The organism is Ornithinimicrobium panacihumi (genome assembly GCF_052073805.1).
In the GTDB taxonomy this organism is placed as follows: domain Bacteria; phylum Actinomycetota; class Actinomycetes; order Actinomycetales; family Dermatophilaceae; genus Ornithinicoccus; species Ornithinicoccus panacihumi.
In genome coordinates this window covers 1-14,650 of record NZ_JBQGWG010000010.1, presented here as the reverse complement: position 1 = coordinate 14,650, position 14,650 = coordinate 1, and the positions used below count along the sequence as shown (strand labels likewise).

General features: G+C 72.3%; 16 protein-coding genes. 11 read left to right on the top strand and 5 right to left on the bottom strand.

Translation table 11 applies throughout. From position 1 onward, the window contains the following. The first annotated feature begins 32 nt into the window (after nucleotides 1-32). Complete coding sequence (locus ACTMMA_RS10660; RefSeq protein ID WP_441190108.1) at nucleotides 33-1,175, top strand: D-alanine--D-alanine ligase family protein; 1,143 nt, start codon at nucleotides 33-35, stop codon at nucleotides 1,173-1,175. A gap of 18 nt (nucleotides 1,176-1,193) precedes the next feature. On the opposite strand, the gene ACTMMA_RS10655 is transcribed toward ACTMMA_RS10660, so the two are convergent. Further along, nucleotides 1,194-1,673, bottom strand: coding sequence for a DUF3515 family protein (locus ACTMMA_RS10655; RefSeq protein ID WP_441190107.1), 480 nt, complete (start codon nucleotides 1,671-1,673; stop codon nucleotides 1,194-1,196). Then, nucleotides 1,652-1,885 (bottom strand): Lrp/AsnC ligand binding domain-containing protein, encoded by a 234-nt coding sequence (locus tag ACTMMA_RS10650; RefSeq protein ID WP_441190106.1) that lies wholly within the window; start codon nucleotides 1,883-1,885, stop codon nucleotides 1,652-1,654. Before ACTMMA_RS10650 ends, ACTMMA_RS10655 begins: the two co-directional genes overlap by 22 nt. 48 nt (nucleotides 1,886-1,933) lie before the next feature. Between ACTMMA_RS10650 and thiL the strand changes: the two genes are divergently transcribed. After that, entirely contained in the window at nucleotides 1,934-3,118 is a 1,185-nt protein-coding gene (gene thiL, locus ACTMMA_RS10645) for a thiamine-phosphate kinase (protein WP_441190105.1), read from the top strand. 67 nt (nucleotides 3,119-3,185) lie between these two features. Here thiL and rpmB read toward each other — a convergent pair whose 3' ends face one another. Next, nucleotides 3,186-3,371: a 50S ribosomal protein L28 gene (rpmB, locus tag ACTMMA_RS10640; RefSeq protein ID WP_441190104.1), complete on the bottom strand. Its 186-nt coding sequence runs from the start codon at nucleotides 3,369-3,371 to the stop codon at nucleotides 3,186-3,188. A 205-nt stretch (nucleotides 3,372-3,576) separates the two neighbouring features. Between rpmB and ACTMMA_RS10635 the strand changes: the two genes are divergently transcribed. The 9 genes from ACTMMA_RS10635 (at nucleotide 3,577) to mutM (ending at nucleotide 12,165) form a co-directional block, all read left to right on the top strand. Then, nucleotides 3,577-5,400, top strand: a complete 1,824-nt coding sequence (locus tag ACTMMA_RS10635; RefSeq protein ID WP_441190103.1) for a DAK2 domain-containing protein — start codon at nucleotides 3,577-3,579, stop codon at nucleotides 5,398-5,400. Further along, nucleotides 5,400-7,796, top strand: a complete 2,397-nt coding sequence (locus ACTMMA_RS10630) for an ATP-dependent DNA helicase RecG (RefSeq protein ID WP_441190102.1) — start codon at nucleotides 5,400-5,402, stop codon at nucleotides 7,794-7,796. Before ACTMMA_RS10635 ends, ACTMMA_RS10630 begins: the two co-directional genes overlap by 1 nt. A gap of 4 nt (nucleotides 7,797-7,800) precedes the next feature. Then, nucleotides 7,801-8,370, top strand: coding sequence for a 16S rRNA (guanine(966)-N(2))-methyltransferase RsmD (gene rsmD, locus ACTMMA_RS10625; protein WP_441190101.1), 570 nt, complete (start codon nucleotides 7,801-7,803; stop codon nucleotides 8,368-8,370). A 13-nt stretch (nucleotides 8,371-8,383) separates the two neighbouring features. Further along, nucleotides 8,384-8,947, top strand: coding sequence for a hemerythrin domain-containing protein (locus ACTMMA_RS10620; RefSeq protein ID WP_441190100.1), 564 nt, complete (start codon nucleotides 8,384-8,386; stop codon nucleotides 8,945-8,947). A 36-nt stretch (nucleotides 8,948-8,983) separates the two neighbouring features. Continuing rightward, nucleotides 8,984-9,496 (top strand): pantetheine-phosphate adenylyltransferase, encoded by a 513-nt coding sequence (gene coaD, locus ACTMMA_RS10615; protein WP_441190099.1) that lies wholly within the window; start codon nucleotides 8,984-8,986, stop codon nucleotides 9,494-9,496. Between the two features lie 188 nt (nucleotides 9,497-9,684). Further along, entirely contained in the window at nucleotides 9,685-10,293 is a 609-nt protein-coding gene (locus tag ACTMMA_RS10610) for a YceD family protein (RefSeq protein ID WP_441190098.1), read from the top strand. A gap of 1 nt (nucleotide 10,294) precedes the next feature. Beyond that, entirely contained in the window at nucleotides 10,295-10,489 is a 195-nt protein-coding gene (gene rpmF / locus ACTMMA_RS10605) for a 50S ribosomal protein L32 (protein ID WP_441190097.1), read from the top strand. Nucleotides 10,490-10,506: 17 nt separating this feature from the next. After that, complete coding sequence (rnc, locus tag ACTMMA_RS10600) at nucleotides 10,507-11,253, top strand: ribonuclease III (protein WP_441190096.1); 747 nt, start codon at nucleotides 10,507-10,509, stop codon at nucleotides 11,251-11,253. Between the two features lie 15 nt (nucleotides 11,254-11,268). After that, on the top strand, nucleotides 11,269-12,165 hold the full coding sequence (gene mutM, locus ACTMMA_RS10595; RefSeq protein WP_441190095.1) for a bifunctional DNA-formamidopyrimidine glycosylase/DNA-(apurinic or apyrimidinic site) lyase: 897 nt from the start codon (nucleotides 11,269-11,271) through the stop codon (nucleotides 12,163-12,165). 133 nt (nucleotides 12,166-12,298) lie between these two features. On the opposite strand, the gene ACTMMA_RS10590 is transcribed toward mutM, so the two are convergent. Next, a complete protein-coding gene (locus tag ACTMMA_RS10590) occupies nucleotides 12,299-13,330 on the bottom strand; it encodes a Gfo/Idh/MocA family protein (RefSeq protein ID WP_441190094.1) in 1,032 nt (343 codons plus the stop codon). A 14-nt stretch (nucleotides 13,331-13,344) separates the two neighbouring features. Then, on the bottom strand, nucleotides 13,345-14,409 hold the full coding sequence (locus tag ACTMMA_RS10585; protein WP_441188427.1) for an IS110 family RNA-guided transposase: 1,065 nt from the start codon (nucleotides 14,407-14,409) through the stop codon (nucleotides 13,345-13,347). Nucleotides 14,410-14,650 lie beyond the last annotated feature (241 nt).

Genomic DNA, 14,650 nt, shown 5'->3' with positions numbered 1-14,650 from the left:
CGGCCTCCGTCGGACTACTAGGCTCATCGGCGATGAACACCCAGCCCACCTCCCACAGTCCTGAGGGTTCCCGCGTCCGCGTGGCCCTCGTCTTCGGCGGCCGGTCGGACGAGCACGCCATCTCGTGCGCCACGGCCGCGAGCGTGCTGCGTGCCATCGACCGCGAGCGCTATGACGTGGTCCCGATCGGGATCACCCGCGAGGGTCGCTGGGTGCTCGTCGACGACGACCCCCATGCCCTGGAGATCCGCGACGGGCGACTGCCCGCGGTGCCCAACACCGGCCGCCGCGTGGTCGTCCCGCTGGGTGGTCTGGACCACGACCTGCGTGTCGTCGGTGACGACGGCACCAGGGAGGACCTCGGTCCCGTCGACGTGGTCTTCCCCCTGCTGCACGGCCCGTTCGGTGAGGACGGCACCATCCAGGGCTTCCTGGAGCTGGCCGACATCCGCTACGTGGGCTGCGGCGTGCTGGCCTCGGCTGCGATGATGGACAAGCACATCATGAAGCTGATCTTCGCCTCGGCGGGGCTCGCGGTGGGGCCCTATACCGTCATCACCGACGTCGACTGGCACCGCGACCGCGCGGCCTGCCTCGACGCGGCCACCTCCCTCCAGTTCCCCGTCTTCGTCAAGCCCGCCAGGGCAGGATCCTCGGTCGGCGTGGTCAAGGTCGACGGCCCTGACGAGCTCGAACCGGCCATCGAGAAGGCCCGTACCCACGACCCCAAGGTCCTGGTGGAGCAGGGCATCGTCGGTCGCGAGGTCGAGTGCGGCGTGCTCCAGGGCCGTGGTGCGGAGCCGCCTCGCATCAGCGACTGCGGCGAGGTCACCGTCCTGGGCGGGGGCCACGAGTTCTACGACTTCGAGGCCAAGTACCTCGACGAGGACAGCGTCCGCATCCAGGTGCCGGCCGAGGTCAGCGAGCGGGTGCGGCAGGAGATGCGGCACATCGCGGCCACCGCCTTCGAGGCGGCGGGCTGCGAGGGCCTGGCGCGGGTCGACTGCTTCGTGACCGAGGACGAGCGGGTCGTGATCAACGAGATCAACACGATGCCGGGGTTCACCCCCTTCTCCATGTATCCCCAGGTGTGGGCCGCCTCCGGCCTGACCTATCCCGAGCTGATCGACGAGCTCATCGCCCTGGCGCTGGAGCGCCCGCTCGGCCTGCGCTGACGCGCGTCCACCGCGCGTCTAGTCGAAGACCGAGCTGCACTCGCCCAAGGTCTGCGGGATCGTCTCGACCGCGTCACCGAAGGCCGGCAGCCACATCGGGGCCGAGTCGTAGACCTCCGGCACGAGCACCTCGACCGCCGGCGACCGGCCGTAGGTCGTGAACATCGTCCCGTCGTCCAGCTCCGTGGCCACCCAGTCCACGCCGTCGACGTCGATGCACGGGTCCTCCGTGGGACCGGGCGGGGTCTTGCCGCACCGGGCCACGATGGGCGGGTCACCCCAGGCCGCGACGCCCGTGGACTGCACGGCGGTGATCCTACCCGCGAGATCACCGACGGTGGCGGGCCACAACTCGGCGACCGCCTGGCAGGCGGGGGATTCGGACTGCTCGAAGGGGGTGGCCCTGACCGCGTCCTGGCCGCAGCCGGCCAGCAGGACGGCGGGGGCGGCCAGGGCGGTCAGCGCGAGCGGAGGTCTCAGAACTCGACGACGGTGCATGTGGTCGTGCGGGTGATGCGGGGGACGGCCTGGACGTTGGCCAGCACCTCGCGGCCCAGGGCCTGGACGGTGGGGGCGGTGACCACGGCGATGACGTCGTAGGGGCCGGCGACGTCCTCGGCGGACTGGACCCCGGGCAGCTCGGCGATGGCCCGGGTCACCGCGGCGGACGCGCCGACCTCGGTCTGTACCAGGATGTAGGCCTTGATCACGGTTGACTCCTTCTGCGGCTGACCTGGTGGGCAGGCTACCGTGCTGGCGTGCAGCACCACGACGACGACCCTGATCGCGACGACGACCCTGATCGCGACGCCGACCCTGATCGTGACGCCGATCAGTCCGCGGACTCGGCCCCAGGGCGCGACCCTGGTCAGGACCCCTCGGGACCCTCCCTGGCGGGGGCCGGCGAACCCTCCCTGGCGGGGGCCGGCGAGGCGGGCGTGCTGCGTGAGGTCTTCGCCGCGCTCGAGGGGCTGCCCGTCGACGGGGTGCAGGTCGGCCCCGGCGACGACACCGCCCTGCTCCAGGTGCGTTCGGGAGCTGTCCTGGCCACCACCGACACCATGGTCGTGGGCCGGGACTGGAAGCACGGCTGGTCGACCGCCCGCGACGTCGGGATCAAGGTCGTGACCCAGAACCTCGCCGACCTCGCCTCCATGGGTGGTCGGGGGACCGGGCTGCTGCTGACGCTCGTCGCTCCGGACGACCTGCCGTTGGCCTGGGCCCGGGAGCTGACCGAGGGGATCGCCTGGGCCGCCGGCCGGGCGCTGGTCCCGGTGGTCGGCGGCGACCTGTCCTCCGCGGTCCCGGGCACCCTCGCCGTCTCGGTGACGGCCCTGGGGGAGCTGCCCGAGGGCCTGTCCGGTCCGGTGCTGAGGTCGGGCGCCCGCCGCGGCGACGTGCTGGCCGTCTCCGGCCCGCTCGGCCGGTCCGGCGCGGGGTGGCGCCTGCTCGAGAAGGGTGTCACGGCCTCGCAGGAGACCTCCGCCCAGCGAGCGTTGGAGCACCACCGACGCCCGGTCACCGACCTGGCGCAGGGACCGGCGGCGGCACGGGCAGGTGCGACCTCGATGATCGACGTGTCCGACGGACTGGTCCGCGACGCAGACCGCATCGCCCGGGCCAGCGGGGTCTGCATCCATCTGGACCGGTATGCGGTGGAGCAGCTCTCGGCCCAGCTCACCCCCGCGCTCGCTCCGGACGAGGCGGTGGAGCAGGTGCTGCGCGGGGGAGAGGAGCACGAGCTGCTCGCCACCTTCCCCTCTCGTGACGCGGTGCCCCCGGGCTGGACCGTGCTGGGCGCCGTCACCGGACCCGCGGGTCAGGACGCACGTCCCGCGACGGGCGACATGGTCGGCCCGGACGCTGATCTGTCACCGGGCGTCTGGTGGATGGGTCGCCGGCTCGACCCGCGTAGCGGCGGCTGGGACCACTTCGGCGGCTGAGAGCACAACAAAGGAGCCGACCACATGGCCGGCTCCTCGTCGTGCGCGGGTCGGGTGACCCGACAGGTCAGCGGGTGACCTTGCCCGCCTTGAGGCAGGAGGTGCAGACGTTCATCCGCTTGGGGGTCGCGCCGACCATGGCCCGAACGCGCTGGATGTTGGGGTTCCAACGGCGCTTGGTCCGGCGGTGCGAGTGCGAGATGCTGTGACCGAAGCTCGGTCCCTTGCCGCAGACGTCGCAAGTGGCAGCCACGGTGTTCTCCTGGTGTCGGTTCGATGAATACTGGTCGGTGGTGCCGGGGCTACTGCAGGAGTGCCGCCAGGCAACCGGACTAGCGTACCGGACGCCCCGCCCCCGCCAAAATCTGCAGGCCGAGGCCGTCCCGACGCGTCATGACCAGACCGTGAGCCTGTGGAGAGTCCACGGGATCGTCCCGGTCAACGGCTAGGTTAGGGGAGTGCCCGTCCCTGTGCTCGACCTCGTCACCGCCCGCCGCTGGGCGGTGACCGCCCGGCTCGTCCTGGCCGGCGCCCGCGAGCGGATCGACGCGCTGAACGTCTTCCCCGTGGCGGACGGTGACACGGGCACCAACATGTACCTCACGATCGACGGCTCGCTGGAGTTCGTGCGGGGCCAGTTCGAGCTGGGTGCCGGCACCGAGCGCCTCGACCAGGGTCTCGCGCTGATCGCCCGGGGCATGCTCCTGGCGGCGCGGGGCAACTCGGGCATCATCCTGGCGCAGTTGACCCGCGGGCTGGCGGATGCGGTCGGGCCGGACGTGGAGGAAGCCGGACCCGCCGAGCTGGCGGAGGCTTTCGAGACCGCCGCGCAGACCGCCTGGGACGCCCTGGCCGAGCCGGTCGAAGGCACGATCCTCACGGTGGCGCGGGCTGCGGGACAGGGAGCCCGCGAGGCCGTGGAGCGCGGCCACCCGCTGGGGGACAAGGACACCGAGCTCAACGTCCTGCACACCGTCAGCGAGGCGCTGGACCGGGCGCGCGAAGCGCTGGCCCGGACCCCGAGGCAGCTCCCTGCGCTGGAGGTCGCCGGAGTCGTGGACGCCGGCGGCGCCGGGCTGGTCCTGGTGATCGAGGCTCTGGAGGCGGTGCTCGAGGAGCGGCCGCACCTGACCCTGGACGACATCCCCACCTGGTGGGAGGTGAACGTGTCGGGATCCGAGGAGGGCGGCGTCAGCGGGTCCACCGGTGAGCTCGTCGGATCACGGGGAGCCGGGCCGGGCGCCCTGGACCCGAACGGTGCCCAGCGGTGCGGCGCGCACGAGGCCCCCGGGGGTGACGACGGGCACGACGGTCACGAGGGACACGACGGTCACGAGGGACACGGGGGCGACGACGATGAGGTCGAGGTGATGTATCTCCTCACCGGCACCGATCCGGTCCGGGCCGAGCGGCTCCGCGCCCACCTGGCCCGGCTCGGCAGCTCGGTGGTCGTCGCCGGCGGGCCGGCGGACTACCGGGTCCACGTCCACACCGACGACCCTCGCGTGGCGGTGGAGGCGGGGACCTTCGCCGGCCTCGTCGAGCAGGTGCGGATGACCTCCCTCAAGGACGGTGCCGAGATCGAGGACCCCGTGGACGGACCGGCCGCCCCTGCCTCGCCGGCGCTGACCGTCGTGGCGTGCGGGCTCGGCGACGGGGTGCAGGCGCTGCTCGCGGTGGCCGGCGCCCAGGTCGTGCCCTCCGGCCCGCGCCGCCGGGCGTCGGCCGGGCAGCTGCTGGCCGCCATGTGGGCCAGCGGGTCCAAGGACGTGATCGTCCTGCCCAACGACTCCGACACCGTCATGGTCGCCAACGCGGCAGCCCAGGAGGCGGCGCGGGAGGGCTTGCGGGTCCATGTCGTCCCGACCGCCCACCTGGTGCAGGGCCTGGCGGCGCTCGCCGTGCTCGACCCCGGCTCCCCGGTCGAGCGCACCGTCCACGACATGACCGAGGCTGCGCGCGCCTGCCGCCCGGGCGCGCTGACCCGGGCCGAGCGGGACGCGGAGACCCCTGTGGGGCCGTGCCGCCGGGGTCAGTGGCTGGGCATCGTCGACGCGGGCATCGCGGCCGTCGGCGACGAGCTGAGGCCGGTGGCGGCCACGGTGCTGGACCTGCTCCTCCACGAGGACGCGGAGGTCCTCACCGTGGTCGGCGGCGAGGGCGCAACGGCCGAGGAGCTCGGGCCGGCGCTGGCCGACCTGGAGGGACGCCACCCCGGGATCGAGGTGCTGAGGATCGACGGCGGCCAACCCACCTATCCCTACCTGCTCGGGGTGGAGTAATGGCCTTCGACCTGGACTCCCGTCTGCGCAGCATCGTGGGGGCCGGTGCCAAGAAGCTGGAGGACACCCGGGGCTTCCGCACCGTCGGTGACCTGCTGGACTTCCTGCCGCGCAAGTATCTCGACGCCAGCCGGCCCGAGGCCTTCCGCGACCTGCCCCACGGGGAGGACGTCGTGGTGGTCGGCACCGTCCAGAGCGCCACGACGAGGCAGATGCGCTCGCGGCGCGGCAAGATGCTGGTCGTCACCGTCGCGGACGAGTCGGGCGGCACCCTGCAGCTGACCTTCTTCAAGCCCTTCGGCCACCAGGACCGGCTCGTGCCCGGCGCACGCGTGGTCTGTTCGGGCCAGATCGGGACCTACGGGCACAACCTCCAGCTGACCCATCCGGACTATGCCGTCCTCAACGACCCCTCCGGGAAGTCCTCGGGCGGCTGGCTGCTGGGTGGGCTCGTCCCCGTCTACCCGGCCACCCCCAAGCTGACCCCGATCGTCCACGGCGACCTGCTCGACCTGGTCCTGCACGCCCTGGACGACCTGCCCGACCCGCTGCCGAGGACCGTGCGGATGCGGCACGGGCTGCCAGGCCTGCGGGAGGCCTACGAGATGGTCCACCGCCCGCAGACCGAGGAGGAGCACCGCAAGGGCCGGTGGCGGCTGAAGTTCCAGGAGGCCTTCGTGATCCAGGCCGCGCTGGCCCGCGCCCGGCTGGCCGAGGACGCCACCCCGGCCAAGGACCGCCAGCCCGTCGAGGGCGGGCTCGTGGACGCGCTGCTGGTCCGCCTGCCCTTCGAGCTCACCGCCGGGCAGCAGGACGTGCTGGGCGAGCTGCGCTCGGACCTGGCCCGGACGGTCCCGATGCACCGGCTCCTCCAGGGCGAGGTCGGCTCCGGCAAGACGGTGCTGGCGCTGCTGGCGATGCTCGCCGTCGTCGACGGCGGGGGTCAGGCCGCGCTGCTGGCGCCCACCGAGGTCCTGGCCGCCCAGCACCACCGCGCGATCACCGCCATGCTCGGCCCGATCGCCGAGGGCGGGATGCTCGGGGGTATGGAGCACGGCACCCGGGTGGCGCTCCTCACCGGCAGCCAGTCCGCGGCCGAGCGCAAGGCCAACCTCCTGATGGCGGCGTCCGGGGAGGCCGGCATCGTGGTGGGCACCCACGCCCTGATCCAGGACACCGTCCAGTTCGCCGAGCTCGGCCTCGTCGTCGTGGACGAACAGCACCGCTTCGGCGTCGAGCAGCGCGACGCGCTCCGGGCCAAGGCCGAGCTCTCCCCGCACGTGCTGGTCATGACCGCGACGCCCATCCCGCGCACCGTGGCGATGACGGTCTACGGCGACATGACGACCTCCACCCTGCGGGAGCTGCCCGCCGGGCGTCAGCCGATCGCCACGCACGTCGTCACGGCGGACAAGCCTGCCTGGATCGAGCGCACCTGGGTCCGGGTGGCCGAGGAGGTCGGCAAGGGCGGGCAGGTCTACGTCGTCTGTCCCCGTATCGGCGAGGAGGACGATCCCGACCTGCCCTACGGGGCCACCGTCGGGCCGGGCGGCCCGACCCAGGTGCAGACCGAGACGCTCTCCGTCGCAGACCTGCAGGCGGCCGACCAGCGGGCCGCGAACCAGCGGGCCGCGAACCAGCGGGCCGCGGACCACCGGCCAGCGGACCACCGGCCAGCGGACCACCGGCCAACGGACCTGCCGGTCGCGGGCACGGGCTCGCCGCAGGAGACCCTAGCCCTCTTCGACGAGGACGCCGGTGGTGCCGGCGGCGGAGGTCCGCAGCTGCACGGCGTCCACCAGGTCGCGCGGGCGCTCGACGCACTGCCCGCCACGAGCAGCCTGCGGATCGCCAGCCTCCACGGACGGATGAGCGGGGAGGAGAAGGACGCCGTCATGCGCGAGTTCGCGGCCGGCGGCATCGACGTGCTGGTCGCCACCACGGTCATCGAGGTCGGCGTCGACGTGCCCAACGCCACCACGATGGTCGTCCTGGACGCCGACCGCTTCGGCATCTCCCAGCTGCACCAGCTGCGCGGCCGCGTCGGTCGAGGTGGCAAGCCCGGCCTCTGCCTGCTCGTGACGCAGGGGGCCGAAGGCGACCCCGGGGCGGGGGAGCGCCTCCAGGCGGTGGCCGCCACGACCGACGGCTTCGAGCTGGCGCGCCTCGACCTGGAAGCCCGTCGGGAGGGCGACGTCCTCGGCGCGAGCCAGAGCGGCATGCGCAGCGGGCTGCGCTTCCTGCGCCTCGCCCGGGACGAGGAGCTCATCGTCACCGCCCACGAGGCGGCCTGGGCCACGGTGGAGTCCGACCCCGAGCTCACCGACCACCCCGCGCTGCGGCGCGAGCTGGACCGGCTCGACGCCGAACGCGCGGCCTTCCTGGAGAGGGGCTGATCCCGTGACCCGGATCATCGCCGGCACCGCCGGCGGACGCACCATCGCCACCCCGCGCGGGGCCGCCACCCGCCCCACCACCGACCGGGTCCGGGAGGCGATCTTCTCCAGGGTCCAGGCGCTGCTCGACCTCGACGGCGCGCGGGTCCTCGACCTCTACGCCGGCTCGGGCGCGCTCGGTCTGGAAGCCCTCTCCCGGGGCGCCGGCCATCTGCTGGCGGTCGAGAAGCACCGCCCGACCGCGGCGCTCATCACCCGCAACGGCACCGAACTCGGGCTGGCGGACGACCTCGACGTGCGCACCGGGGCCGTGGAGCGGCTGCTGGCCGGGGGCAACGAGGGCGATCCCTACGACCTGGTGCTGATGGACCCGCCCTACCCGCTCGGCGACCCTGACCTGGCGCAGGTGCTGGGCGCGCTGGTGACCGGCGGCTGGCTGGGCCCCGACGCGCTGGTCCTCGTCGAGCGCAGCTCGAGGTCGCCCCGCCCCACCTGGCCCGAAGGGCTCGAGCACCTGGACACGCGCACCTACGGCGAGACGGCGATCCACCTCGCCGAACCTCCGGTGCGCTGACAGGATCGGGGGCATGACCGCATACCCGATCCCCCGTCCTGCCTCCGGCGACGTCATCGACCTGATCCTCGACGACCACCGCCTCTTCGAGACCCTCATGCGCGAGATGCGTGACGCCAGCTCGGACCGTGAGTCGGCGCGCCAGGCCTTCGCGGACGTGCTGGTCGCGCACGGTGAGGCGGAGGAGCAGAAGGTCTACCCGCGGCTGCGCCACAAGGACGCCATCACGGGGGAGGAGGTCGAGCACGGCGAGGAGGAGCACGCCGAGATCAACGAGGCCCTCCTGGCGCTGCTGGAATGCAAGGGCACGGACACGCAGAAGTTCGACGACGCCGTCGAGAAGATGAACGAGGTCCTCCAGCACCACCTCACCGAGGAGGAGCTCACCATCCTCAACCCCGCCCGCGAGGAGGTCAGCGAGGCCGACCGTCGCGACCTGGGCAGCGCCTTCCTGCAGGTGCGCAGCGAGCAGCTCGACGCCAACCCCGGGACCATCACCAACGTCAAGAAGCTCGTCGCTCGCGCCCACAAGGAGGGCCTGCTGCCGACCGAGGAGTCGGAGGAGAAGAAGTCCTGACCGGCGGGGGAGCGGTGCCCCACTAGGCTCCGGGGTATGAGGACGCTCACCCGACGCTGCGTGTGCCCCGGCTCCTTCGACCCGGTCACGCACGGACACCTCGATGTGGTGGAGCGCGCCGCGACCCTCTTCGACGAGGTCGTGGTCGCGGTGCTGCACAACCCGGCCAAGAACGGCACCTTCGAGGTGCCCCGGCGGATCGAGCTCATCCACGCCTCCCTGCCGGAGGAGCTGCGCGACCGCGTCCGGGTCGAGGCCTTCGCGGGCCGGCTGCTCGTCGACGTCTGCCGCGACGTGGGCGCCACCGCGATCGTCAAGGGGCTGCGGGGCGGCACCGACTTCGCCTACGAGATGCCCATGGCCCGGATGAACAAGCACCTCACCGGCGTGGAGACCGTCTTCCTGCCCGGCGACCCGACGCTGGAGCACGTGTCCAGCTCGCTGGTCAAGGAGGTGCACCGCTACGGCGGCGACATCACCGGCATGGTGCCGGACGTGGTCCTGGCCGCGCTGGAGGAGCTCGAGCCCCGAGGTTCGGCGGCGGGCTGAGCGGCAGGCCCGAACGGGCTCGGGCGGGCTCGAGCCAGGCACCGGGTCGGTCCCTGTGCCGGTGACTCGCGGGTTTGAGTCGGAGGCACCTGCTCGGCTACGCTGGTGCGTCGGTTTCGATTCCACGCGACGTCTCGCGATGGGACCGGACCGTTCCCCAGCCCCACGGCACACGAGGACGTTGAATCATGGCTGCGCACGAGCAGGAGCGCACCTGGGTGGTCGACACCCGGGAGCTGGTCCGGCGACCGGGCACCATGAAGGAGCTCTCGTGGTCCTTCCAGGCTCCGGAGCGCATCGGCACCGATGTCATCGGCATCCAGCCCGGCCAGCAGGTCGAGATGGAGCTGCGGATGGAGTCGGTCGTCGAGGGCGTGCTGGCGACGGGAACGGTCTCGGCCCTGGCGAGCGGGGTGTGCGTGCGGTGCCTGGACGAGCTCGAGGAGGACCTCGAGGTCGGCTTCCAGGAACTGTTCGCCTATCCCGAGCGGGCGGCCCACCACCAGAAGGTGGCCGGGCACGGCGCTCGTGGCAAGGATGACCAGACCGACGAGGACGAGCAGTACGAGCTCGACGGCGACCTGATGGACCTCGAAGAGGTCGTGCGGGACGCGGTCGTGACCGCCCTGCCCTTCCAGCCGGTGTGCCAGGACGACTGTCCAGGGCTGTGCCCCCACTGCGGGGCCCGCCTGGCGGACGACCCGGAGCACCACCATGACGTGATCGACCCCCGGTGGTCCGCGCTGACCGAGCTCGCCTCGGACTCCCTGCGGACCGACGACGAGAAGAGGAATTGACGTGGCCGTTCCCAAGCGGAAGATGTCCCGCTCGAACACCCGTAGCCGCCGCTCCAACTGGAAGGCCGCGCCGATCGCGCTGTCGACCTGCCCGCAGTGCCAGGCCGTGCGCACCCCGCACCAGGCCTGCCCCTCGTGCGGCTCCTACAACGGTCGCCACTACGCGACCGCCGAGCGCACCGAGCACCAGGGCTGACCGAACCCCCGCGACGCATGCGCCCCGCCGCCGAGCTCAACGACCACCTCGCCGAGGTCGTCGGAGGGCCCTGCGACGAGGCGCTGCTTCTGCGTGCCCTGACGCACCGCTCGTTCTCCTACGAGAACGACGGGCTGCCCCACAACGAGCGCCTCGAGTTCCTCGGCGACGCCGTGCTGGGGCTGGTCGTCACCGACACCCTCTTCACCGCGCACCCGGACCTGCCCGAGGGGCGGCTGGCCAAGCTGCGGGCGGCGGTGGTCAACTCCCGTGCCCTGGCCGAGGTGGCCAGGGTGCTCGAGCTCGGTGACTACGTGCGTCTGGGCAAGGGCGAGGAGGCCACCGGCGGGCGGGACAAGAACTCGATCCTCGCCGACACCATGGAGGCGGTCATCGGGTGCGTCTACCTGTCGGTGGGGCTGCCCGCCGCCACCGCACTGGTCCACCACCTCCTGGACCCGCTGATGCACCGCAGCGCCTCGCTCGGCGCCGCCCTGGACTGGAAGACCTCCCTGCAGGAGGTCGCCGCGCAGGGTGACCTGGGGGCGCCGGAGTATCAGGTCCGGTCCGAGGGGCCCGACCACGACAAGACCTTCACCGCCGAGGCGCTCGTCGACGGCGAGGTCGTCGGCCACGGCGTGGGCCGCAACAAGAAGCTGGCCGAGCAGCGGGCCGCCGAGTCGGCGTGGAACACGCTGACCGAGCGCGCCGCCAAGGTCGTCGCGGTCGAGCCCACCGCCACGCCCGGCGCCGGCCCGGCCTGAGCCTCAGCTCTCCCCGTGCCCGAGCTCCCCGAGGTCGAGGTCGTCCGCCGCGGACTGACCGACCACGTCGTCGGCCGCACCATCTCCCGCGCGATCCTCTCCGGGGCCCGCGTCGCCCGCCGCCACCTCGCGGGACCGGCCGACCTCATGGCCAGGGTCGAGGGGGCCACCATCCTGGACGCCGACCGGCGCGGCAAATATCTCTGGCTCGTGCTGGACCCGCCCCACGACGACCCCCACGCCCTGGTCGTCCACCTGGGGATGAGCGGCCAGCTCCTCGTCGAGGCGGCCAACGCTCCCCGGGAGAAGCACCTGCATGCCTCCTTCGACTTCGCCGACGACGGTCCCCAGCTGCGCTTCGTCGACCAGCGCACCTTCGGCGGTCTCGCGCTGGCCGAGCTGCACCCGGACCGGCACGCGCGGACCGCCCATGGGCACGGCATACCGGAGCCCGTCCTGCACATCGCCCCCGACCCGCTCGAGCCGTCGTTCGACCTGGCCGCCACGGCACGCCGGATGAAGTCCAAGGACAGCGAGGTCAAGCGCGTCCTGCTCGACCAGACCGTCGTCAGCGGCGTGGGCAACATCTACGCCGACGAGGCGCTCTGGCGCGCCGGCGTGCACGGCCGCCGTCCGGCCTCGGCCCTGACCAAGCCCGCACTGGGCCGTCTGCTGGGCCACGCCACCGACGTGATGCTCGAGGCGCTGGGGCAGGGCGGGACCAGCTTCGACGCCCTCTACGTCAACGTCAACGGCGCGAGCGTCTACTTCGACCGGTCGCTGAACGCCTACGGGCAGGCGGGCCGGCCGTGCGCGCGGTGCGGCACGCCTATCCGGCGCGAGGAGTTCGCGAACCGTTCCTCGCACTTCTGCCCCACCTGCCAGCCCCGTCCGCGGGTGCGGCGGGGCTGAGTGCGCGCGGCGGGCACGCGGCCCAGGAGCCCGGCGGCGTCACCAGCTGCCGGCCGGTGAGCTCGGCCAGGGCCTCGGCGGAGCGGGCCGCCATCTGCTGCCCGGATGGGCCCGGTCCTCCACGTGGTGGGCCTCACGTGTGTAGCGGCTCGTCCTCCTGGGGGTAGCGCACCCCGAGCTCGCGGCGTGCGCTCTCCATGATCGTCATGATGGCCACGGTGTCGGCGTGCGGGACCAGCGGAGACTCCAGGAGGCCCTCGCGCAGGCAGCGGTGGAACTCGTCGACCTCGTGCAGATAGCCCTCGCGCGGGCCAGGCACCCACTCGCCCTCGGCGTCGTCGCCGCTGCGGTGGATGGTGAACGACTCGGGGTCGTTGACCTGGCCGTGCACCTCGATCCAGCCCTCCGACCCACGGATCACCGTGCGGGAGCGGCCATGACCCTGCGAGTCGCAGAGCACCTGGGCGATCGCGCCCTCCTGGGTCATCCACTGCAGGGCGACGTGGTCGTCGGCGCCGGTGGGGGCGACCGAGCCCAGGACCTGGAGGTCATGAGGGTGGCCGAGCAGGAGGTGGGCGAGCGTCACCGGGTAGACGCCCAGGTCGAGCAGGGCCCCACCGCCGTTGCCCAGGTCGAACAGGCGGTGGGTCTCGTCATAGGGGAAGGGCACCGTGAACGCGGCCGTGAAGGACCTCGGCACGCCGATCTCGCCGCGCCGCACCCGCTCGACGATGTCCCGCACGAGGGGCAGGCACCGGGTCCACATTGCCTCCATCGCCAGGACCCCACGGGAGCGCGCCGCGTCGCGGACCGCCTCGGTGTCCTTGACCGTCAGGGCCAGGGGCTTCTCGACCAGCACGTGCTTGCCGGCGGCGATGCAGGCCAGCGCCTGCTCGGCGTGGAAGGGATGGGTCGAGGAGATGTAGACGGCGTCCACCTCCTGGTCGGACAGGAGCCCGTCATAGCCCTCGTAGGAACGCGGGATGCCGTGCCGGTGGGCGAACCCGGCGGCCCGCCGCCCGTCGCGCGCAGCCACGGCGACCAGCAGCCCGCCCTCGCTGGCGCGGATGGTCTCGGCCAGGGCGTTCGCGATGGTGCCGGCGGCCAGGAGGCCCCACCGGACCGGGCGGCCCATGATCGGCTGATAGGTGACGGTGGTGTCCACGGGTTTCTCCTATGTCAAGCCGCTGCCGTTTGGCAAGTCGGTTCGACGGTGGTGTGGGTGTTGTGGTCGGTGGTCAGGAGGTTGAAGACGGTGCGGACCAGGCGTCGTTTCAGGCAGCGCAGGGCTTCACGGTTGGACATGCCCTCGGCCTTCTTCTTCTCGTAGTACGCCTGCCCGAGGGATCCTTTGAGCCGGACCTGGGTGATGGCGATGCGGTGCAGGGCGCAGTTGAGCTGACGGTTGCCCGAGCGGGTCATCCGGACCCGCCCGTCGGTGCGTCCGGACCAGACCGGGATCGGCGCCGCTCCCGCGTGCCGGGCGAACGCGGCCTCGCTCTTGAAGCGGGTGATGCCGGCGGACTCCCCGAGCAGTTTGGCCGCGGTCAGCCCGGCGCAGCCGTCCATCGCGACCAGGGAGGGGGCGTGCTCTTTCGCGTGCGCGGTCAGCTCCTTCTCCTTGGCCTTGATCCGTGCCGTGAGCTCGATGACGTCCTCAAGCTCCTCCAGCGCCAGGGCGGCCACGATCCCCTCCTGGGTGACCAGCCACGCCTTCAACGCGTCCTGGTGCTTGGCCAGGTCCAGCGACCGGGGCTTGGGAGCGTGCTCGGGGTCCAGCTCGTGCACCCGCCACAGCAAGGCGTTGATCCGCTGCGTGCGGGTCTTGACCAGCGCATCTCGCCGGTCGGTCAGCAGCTTGGCGGTCCGGGACACCTCGTCATGGGAGGCGACCGGCAGGTGTGGCTCACGCAGGTACGCCTGCGCCACAGCCAGTGCGTCGATCGGGTCGGACTTGCCCCGGGTGCGGGCGCTGGCCCGGACCTGGGCCATCATCTTCGGCGGGACCCGCACCACGAGCTGGCCCGCGGACAGCAGGTCCCGCTCCAGCCTCGCGGACAGGTGCCGACAGTCCTCGATCGCCCAGGTCAGCTCGGTCCCGAACTCGCGCCGGGCCCACGCCAACGCCTTCAGATGCCCCTTGGACGTGGCCTCGACTTTCAGTTGGCCCAGCTTGCGGCCGACCTCGTCGACGGCGACGAAAGTGTGGGTGGACTTGTGCACATCGGCTCCAACAACAACCATGGCGGTTGCCTCCTCTTTCACCTTGATCAGTGAGTGGACGGTTGGACCGGTCGGCGGACACATCTCAGTCGGGGCGAGACCACGCTCCTATCAAGTCACGCCGGCCGGTCCGTCACACCTGGTGCCGGCAAAACCCATGCTGGTCAACCCGCGAGCGAGCGACAGCGAACCTATGAGCCAGACACCAGGTGATCAGGATCCAACCACCGCAACCAGTGCGGTGCCATCACCCTGACACTGA

Excerpts from the sequence above, each read along its gene's own strand:
- ACTMMA_RS10660 (WP_441190108.1), top strand. The coding sequence starts at position 33 with ATGAACACCCAGCCCACCTCCCACAGTCCTGAGGGTTCCCGCGTCCGC.
- ACTMMA_RS10655 (WP_441190107.1), bottom strand. The coding sequence starts at position 1,673 with ATGCACCGTCGTCGAGTTCTGAGACCTCCGCTCGCGCTGACCGCCCTG.
- ACTMMA_RS10630 (WP_441190102.1), top strand. The coding sequence starts at position 5,400 with ATGGCCTTCGACCTGGACTCCCGTCTGCGCAGCATCGTGGGGGCCGGT.
- ACTMMA_RS10620 (WP_441190100.1), top strand. The coding sequence starts at position 8,384 with ATGACCGCATACCCGATCCCCCGTCCTGCCTCCGGCGACGTCATCGAC.
- coaD (WP_441190099.1), top strand. The coding sequence starts at position 8,984 with ATGAGGACGCTCACCCGACGCTGCGTGTGCCCCGGCTCCTTCGACCCG.
- ACTMMA_RS10610 (WP_441190098.1), top strand. The coding sequence starts at position 9,685 with ATGGCTGCGCACGAGCAGGAGCGCACCTGGGTGGTCGACACCCGGGAG.
- rnc (WP_441190096.1), top strand. The coding sequence starts at position 10,507 with ATGCGCCCCGCCGCCGAGCTCAACGACCACCTCGCCGAGGTCGTCGGA.
- ACTMMA_RS10585 (WP_441188427.1), bottom strand. The coding sequence starts at position 14,409 with ATGGTTGTTGTTGGAGCCGATGTGCACAAGTCCACCCACACTTTCGTC.